At 55.2% G+C, this 5138-nt stretch carries 6 protein-coding genes and 1 pseudogene; 1 reads left to right on the forward strand and 6 read right to left on the reverse strand.

Going from position 1 to position 5138, the window contains the following annotated elements:
* Window positions 1-100: 100 nt before the first annotated feature.
* The 6 genes and pseudogenes from K8V32_RS13710 to K8V32_RS13735 all read right to left on the reverse strand — a co-directional run.
* A pseudogene (locus K8V32_RS13710) lies at window positions 101-493 on the reverse strand (ectoine synthase); the annotation flags it as partial.
* A gap of 30 nt (window positions 494-523) precedes the next feature.
* On the reverse strand, window positions 524-1819 hold the full coding sequence (gene ectB, locus K8V32_RS13715) for a diaminobutyrate--2-oxoglutarate transaminase (protein ID WP_303908667.1): 1296 nt from the start codon (window positions 1817-1819) through the stop codon (window positions 524-526).
* A 78-nt stretch (window positions 1820-1897) separates the two neighbouring features.
* Window positions 1898-2455 (reverse strand): diaminobutyrate acetyltransferase, encoded by a 558-nt coding sequence (gene ectA / locus K8V32_RS13720; protein ID WP_303908669.1) that lies wholly within the window; start codon window positions 2453-2455, stop codon window positions 1898-1900.
* A 389-nt stretch (window positions 2456-2844) separates the two neighbouring features.
* Entirely contained in the window at window positions 2845-3618 is a 774-nt protein-coding gene (locus K8V32_RS13725) for a DedA family protein (protein ID WP_303908673.1), read from the reverse strand.
* Between the two features lie 61 nt (window positions 3619-3679).
* Complete coding sequence (locus tag K8V32_RS13730; protein WP_303908676.1) at window positions 3680-3931, reverse strand: Smr/MutS family protein; 252 nt, start codon at window positions 3929-3931, stop codon at window positions 3680-3682.
* Complete coding sequence (locus K8V32_RS13735) at window positions 3922-4506, reverse strand: dihydrofolate reductase family protein (RefSeq protein WP_303908679.1); 585 nt, start codon at window positions 4504-4506, stop codon at window positions 3922-3924. The genes K8V32_RS13730 and K8V32_RS13735 overlap by 10 nt, the downstream gene beginning before the upstream one ends.
* A 246-nt stretch (window positions 4507-4752) precedes the next feature.
* Between K8V32_RS13735 and K8V32_RS13740 the strand changes: the two genes are divergently transcribed.
* The coding region (locus K8V32_RS13740) for a dihydrofolate reductase family protein (protein WP_369681076.1) at window positions 4753-5138 on the forward strand (386 nt) is incomplete at its 3' end.

A 5138-nucleotide genomic window follows, 5' to 3' on the forward strand; every position in this document is an offset into this window, starting at 1 on the left:
AGAAAATCGAATCCGGCTAGGAGGTCATCGCTGGAGTGACTGCCTGGGACTCGATTTTCGTTTCTTCACCGACGCGTGCACCAGTTGGCACTTTGCGATCGGCTTCAGCTTCGGTGATGAGTGGGTAGACGCCAGACTCATCGTGGGTTTCGCGACCGGTGACCGGCGGGTTGAAAACACAGGCCATGCGCAGCTCGGTTTCTGCACGCACGGTGTGTTTTTCGTGGCCGTCGAGCAGGTAGAGCGTGCCGTCGCGCAGGTCGTAAACTTCACCGGTTTCCTCATTGGTCAGGGTGCCGGTGCCTTGCACGCAGTAGACGGCTTCAATGTGGTTTTCGTAATGGAATGTCGACGTCGTACCGGCATAAATCACGGTGTCGTGCATTGAGAAACCCACGCCTTCGCGGGCTAGCACGATGCGACGGGAGCGCCAGGTTTCTGATTTGACGTCGCGTTCGGTGTCGTTGAGGTCTTCCAGTTGGGTGACGATCATGTGTGGGTCCTTTCGCAGGCTGCGGTGGTTTTAGGCGTTGGCGGTCGCCGGCTCAAAGACCAGGGTGATGTCTTGACCGGTGACATCAGCGATGCAATCCGCCAGGATATTCAGGCCACGCTCCAGCACACCGAGATCAATATTCAAGGCTGGCATGAGCTTCAGCACTTCGTCCTGCGGGCCGGAGGTCTCCATGAGCAGGCCCTTTTCGAATCCTGCGGCGGCGACTTTCCCGGCGATCTGGGGGTCTTGGAAGTACAGGCCGGTCAGTAGGCCGCGACCTTTGACGGATGTGCCTTCGACTTCGATGGCGATTTTTGTCAGTGCGTCCTGAACGGTGTCAATGACCTTGGCCAGATGTCCGTTTTGGAACGAGCCATCGGCCCAGTAGCGGCGCAGTGCTGCGGTGGCGGTGACAAAGGCCGGGTTGTTGCCGCGGAAGGTACCGTTGTGTTCGCCCGGTGCCCAGACATCAAGTTCTGGGGTGAACAGGGTCAGTGCCATGGGCATACCGTAGCCGGAGATGGATTTGGAGACACATACGATATCTGGAACGATGCCGGCTTCTTCGAAGCTGAAGAAGGTGCCGGTGCGACCGCAGCCGGCCTGGACGTCGTCGACGATCAACAGGATGTCGTGGCGCTGGGTCAGTTCGCGTAGACCGCGCAACCATTCGGCGCGTGCGGCGTTCAAGCCACCTTCACCCTGCACGGTTTCCACGATGATCGCAGCCGGTTTGTCTACACCGGAGCCGGAGTCTTCCAGGACGCGTTCCAGCCACAGGAAGTCTGCCGTCTCACCGTCGAGGTAGTTATCATATGGGATCTTGGAGCTATTGGTCAGGGGCATGCCGGCACCTTGACGTTTCATCGAGTTACCAGTGACCGACAGTGACCCCAGGGTCATGCCGTGAAAGGCGTTGGTAAATGACAAGATGTGCTGACGCCCGGTAACCTTACGCGCCAATTTCAGTGCGGTTTCCACGGTGTTGGTACCCGTTGGCCCAGGGAACATGACCTTATAGTCCAGACCGCGCGGCTGCAGGATGATCTCCTTGAACGCCGTCAGAAATTCCCGCTTGGCCGGGGTCATCATGTCTAGCGAGTGCACTAGCGCATCGGAGTTGAGGTAGTTGAGCAGTTCGGCGCGCAGTTCCGGGTTGTTGTGGCCGTAGTTCAGGGCGCCTGCACCGGAGAAGAAGTCGATGTATTCTTTGCCCTGTTCATCGGTGAGGGTCGAGCCGGAGGCTGCGGTAAATACGGTGGGCCAGCTGCGGCAGTAGCTGCGGACCTGTGATTCTGTGGTTTCGAAAATAGTGGTATCCATGAAAGCCCTTTCAGGGTGTTGGTGAACTGTTTTTGCACAGCACGGCTGCGCAAGAAAATTTGGGAATCGGGTGAGTGATTAGTTCACTGCCAGTTCGTTGGCAGCCGCACGACGACGTACCAGCTCGGGTACTAACGGTCCGATGCGGTGTAAGTATTCGGTGTCGTGTCCATCCGGGTACATTTCGGGGGTGAACAACGCTTGGATATCATGTGGCGCTTCGTGTCGGTGGGCAAGCGAAGCGAAAAGTTGCTTGGACGCGGCATTGTCATCGGTCACAGTGGTTTCCAGGTACTTTGCCTCAGTGGTTTCAACCAAATAATCCAGCATCCTGCTGCCCATCCCTTGGCCTCGTGCTGCCTGATCAACAGCGACCTGCCAGATCAACAGGGTGTTTGGGTCGTTTGGTCGAAAGAATCCGGTAACAAAACCCATCAGGCTGTCGTCCTTGGTCGTAGCGACGACGCTGGTATCAGCAAAATCTCGGCACCACAGCAGATAGTGGTACGAGGAGTTCAGATCGAGCACCCCGGTATCACGGGTCAGGCGCCAAATATTGGCGCCATCGGTTAGCCTCGGCGACCGTAGATCAATAGTAGATCCAGAATGATCGTTCTTGGTTTCGGAAAGATGCATAAGCTCAACAATAACGAGCTAAGGATTCATATCAACCGACCAACCCCGGATTTTCATGCACGATTCACCCTGCTCTGAGCTGTAAAAACTCGCCCAGACCGGCAAGCTGTTGCCGATCTGGACTGTGTGTCCGAAGCCCCTTTTTCAACCAAGGTGGCGTTATCGAATTGTTACCTACTTGTTGTTATTCTGTTATAAAACTTGTGACAGATACAGACATCAACGTGACCGGAGTAAGTCGTCCGACAAAACCTCGTGTCGTAATCCAGCAAATTGTCGAGTCACCACGATGAACTTTCTGTAAGACCCACCCGTCTGACAGATTCACCGGCGGTGTACCTTCCTCATCCAGGAGGTACACCGCCGGTTTTACGCTCACAATTTCTGCGTCAGGGTGTTGAGCTGCCCGAGCTATTACCGGGTCGTTGAGCAACCAGCCGGTCAATTCTTGCGGCAGCTTCCTCGGGACTTTCGGGCTGATAGTTCGGGTCATTGGCACGACGGCGATTGCGCACAATTCGGGCGGTCACCCAGATCGCAAGAACCACGACCACGACGATGAGCACAACGTTGGAAAACACATCGGCATAATCAGAAATCAGGTAGAAATTCGTGCCCAGCAGATAGCCGCCCATGATGAAGATCGTGTTCCAGATCGATGATCCGATGGCGGTAAAGAGCGTGAACAACCAGAAGTTCATGCGCTCAAGTCCGGCTGGGATTGAGATCAGCGAGCGGAAGATCGGGATCATCCTGCCCAAGAACACGGTCCAGTACCCGTATTTGAGGAACCATCGTTCGGTGCGTTCGACGTCGTCGATATCGACTAACGGCATGATATACGCCGCCTTATATAAGCGGTACCGCCCAAACCAGGCACCCAGCCCATACAGGGCCCATGCTCCGGCCACCGAACCGATAGTCGCCCATAAAATACCCGCAGCTGGACTAAACGTACCACTAGCAGCGGTAAAACCAGCCAGGGCAAGAAACAGTTCAGACGGTATTGGTGGGAAGATGTTTTCAATGAATACCGCTAGGCCCAGTCCGATTGGGCCCAGTGTTTCCATCACGGCCACGACAATATCGCCGAGCCAACCATACGAGACATCTTCAGGTAGCACGGCGGTGCCGGTTTGGCTAAGAATTATAGGCCTGATCATCGTTTCATATTATCCATATCAGCTTGCATACACGCTGACACCGGCGACGCTGCATCAGGATTCAGTATTTGAAATGCACGAACACTCGACCAAAGTTCTTACTGTCTTTTTCAACCCGGTGATAGCGGGCTTTAATGTCCTTGCGATCAAGGAACCGCAAGACGCGTTTTTTCAACGCGCCGCTGCCCTTACCAGGAATGATTTCAACGGTCTTAGCCTTGGTGGCTTCCGCCTCGTCGATGATGTCATGTAGCGCTCGATCAAGGTCACGACTCTTGTTGTAAATATCATGCAGATCCAATTTCAATCGCATAGCGACTCCTCTTCCTGGTCATGGCCAGGATACCTAACCCGGTATCGCAACCGAGCGAACTGGCCGATCTGCTGGGCCTCAACCAGGGTTAGCCGATCTGATTCGATTCGTTGATCCAACAGTGGCGCACCTTCAATCAGCGCAACAGGGGCCACACTGAGTACAATTTCATCCAGCCCTTGTGCTGCAATAAATTGCGATGCCAGTCCCCCACCGCCGACCACCCAGATGATCCCATCACCTGCCAGCTCGCGCAGTTTCGGCAGCGCGGCAGACACGTCACCCGACATGAAACGCACATCGGCGTGACCCGGGACCGGAAGCTGTCGGCTCGTGAATACCACGGTTACCACATCGGGCATCGCATTACCCCAGGCGTCCATGTTCTCCAAAGCTCCCAATTCGTTGAGCACCCATTGATAAGTGGTGGATCCCATCACCTGTACGGCAGCACGCGGCGGAGCAAGCCGTGGATCGTCGCCGCCGGGCACAGCAAACAGCCACGCTAATGAGTTGTGTTGATCGGCCAGGTATCCGTCCAAGCTGGTGGCGGTTTCGTAAAGAATTTGTCCCATAATCGCGACGCTAGCGTCCAAGAATCTTGTGTAACAGCGGCGGTCACGAATCTGTGGAAAGCCCCTGGTCAAACGGTGATGGATTGTTCTCACCCACAACGGAGCAATACCGAAGTCACGACGTCGTCATTCGACTATGCCCGGTACCGTAGTTATTTTCCAGCGTGGTTTTTAGACTGGTCTGTGAGCCATCCTCACGACGTATGGGAGGAAGAATTCATTATGCGGCTCAGTATCAATCTTTTTATGACACTCAATGGTGTCAGCCAAGCACCCGGTGGTCCAGAAGAAGACACTCGGGGTGGTTTTACAGACGGCGGCTGGTTGATGTCGGTTTTCGATGAAGGCTGCGGGCAAGCGGTCTCCCGCTGGTTTGATCAATGCGGAGCGCTGCTGCTGGGGCGTCGCACCTACGACATCTTTGCTTCCCACTGGCCGCAAGTCACTGACCCGGACGATCTGGTCGCCCACCTGATCAATACCTCGCAGAAATACGTGGTGACATCTTCTGCGCTCGGGGACGTCTGGGCCGATTCATCGACGCGCCTGGGTGATGATTTTCTCGATGAAATTCGACGCCTGAAAAGTGTCGAGCGCGAAGGTGAACTCCAGGTCCACGGCAGTGTGCAATT

The sequence above is a fragment of the Enteractinococcus helveticum genome (genome assembly GCF_020742345.1).
Classification (GTDB): Bacteria; Actinomycetota; Actinomycetes; order Actinomycetales; family Micrococcaceae; genus Yaniella; species Yaniella helvetica_A.

Bases quoted from the DNA above. Each gene is read 5' to 3' on its own strand.
- K8V32_RS13730 (WP_303908676.1), bottom strand. From the start codon at position 3,931: ATGCGATTGAAATTGGATCTGCATGATATTTACAACAAGAGTCGTGAC.
- ectA (WP_303908669.1), bottom strand. From the start codon at position 2,455: ATGCATCTTTCCGAAACCAAGAACGATCATTCTGGATCTACTATTGAT.
- ectB (WP_303908667.1), bottom strand. From the start codon at position 1,819: ATGGATACCACTATTTTCGAAACCACAGAATCACAGGTCCGCAGCTAC.
- K8V32_RS13725 (WP_303908673.1), bottom strand. From the start codon at position 3,618: ATGATCAGGCCTATAATTCTTAGCCAAACCGGCACCGCCGTGCTACCT.
- K8V32_RS13735 (WP_303908679.1), bottom strand. From the start codon at position 4,506: ATGGGACAAATTCTTTACGAAACCGCCACCAGCTTGGACGGATACCTG.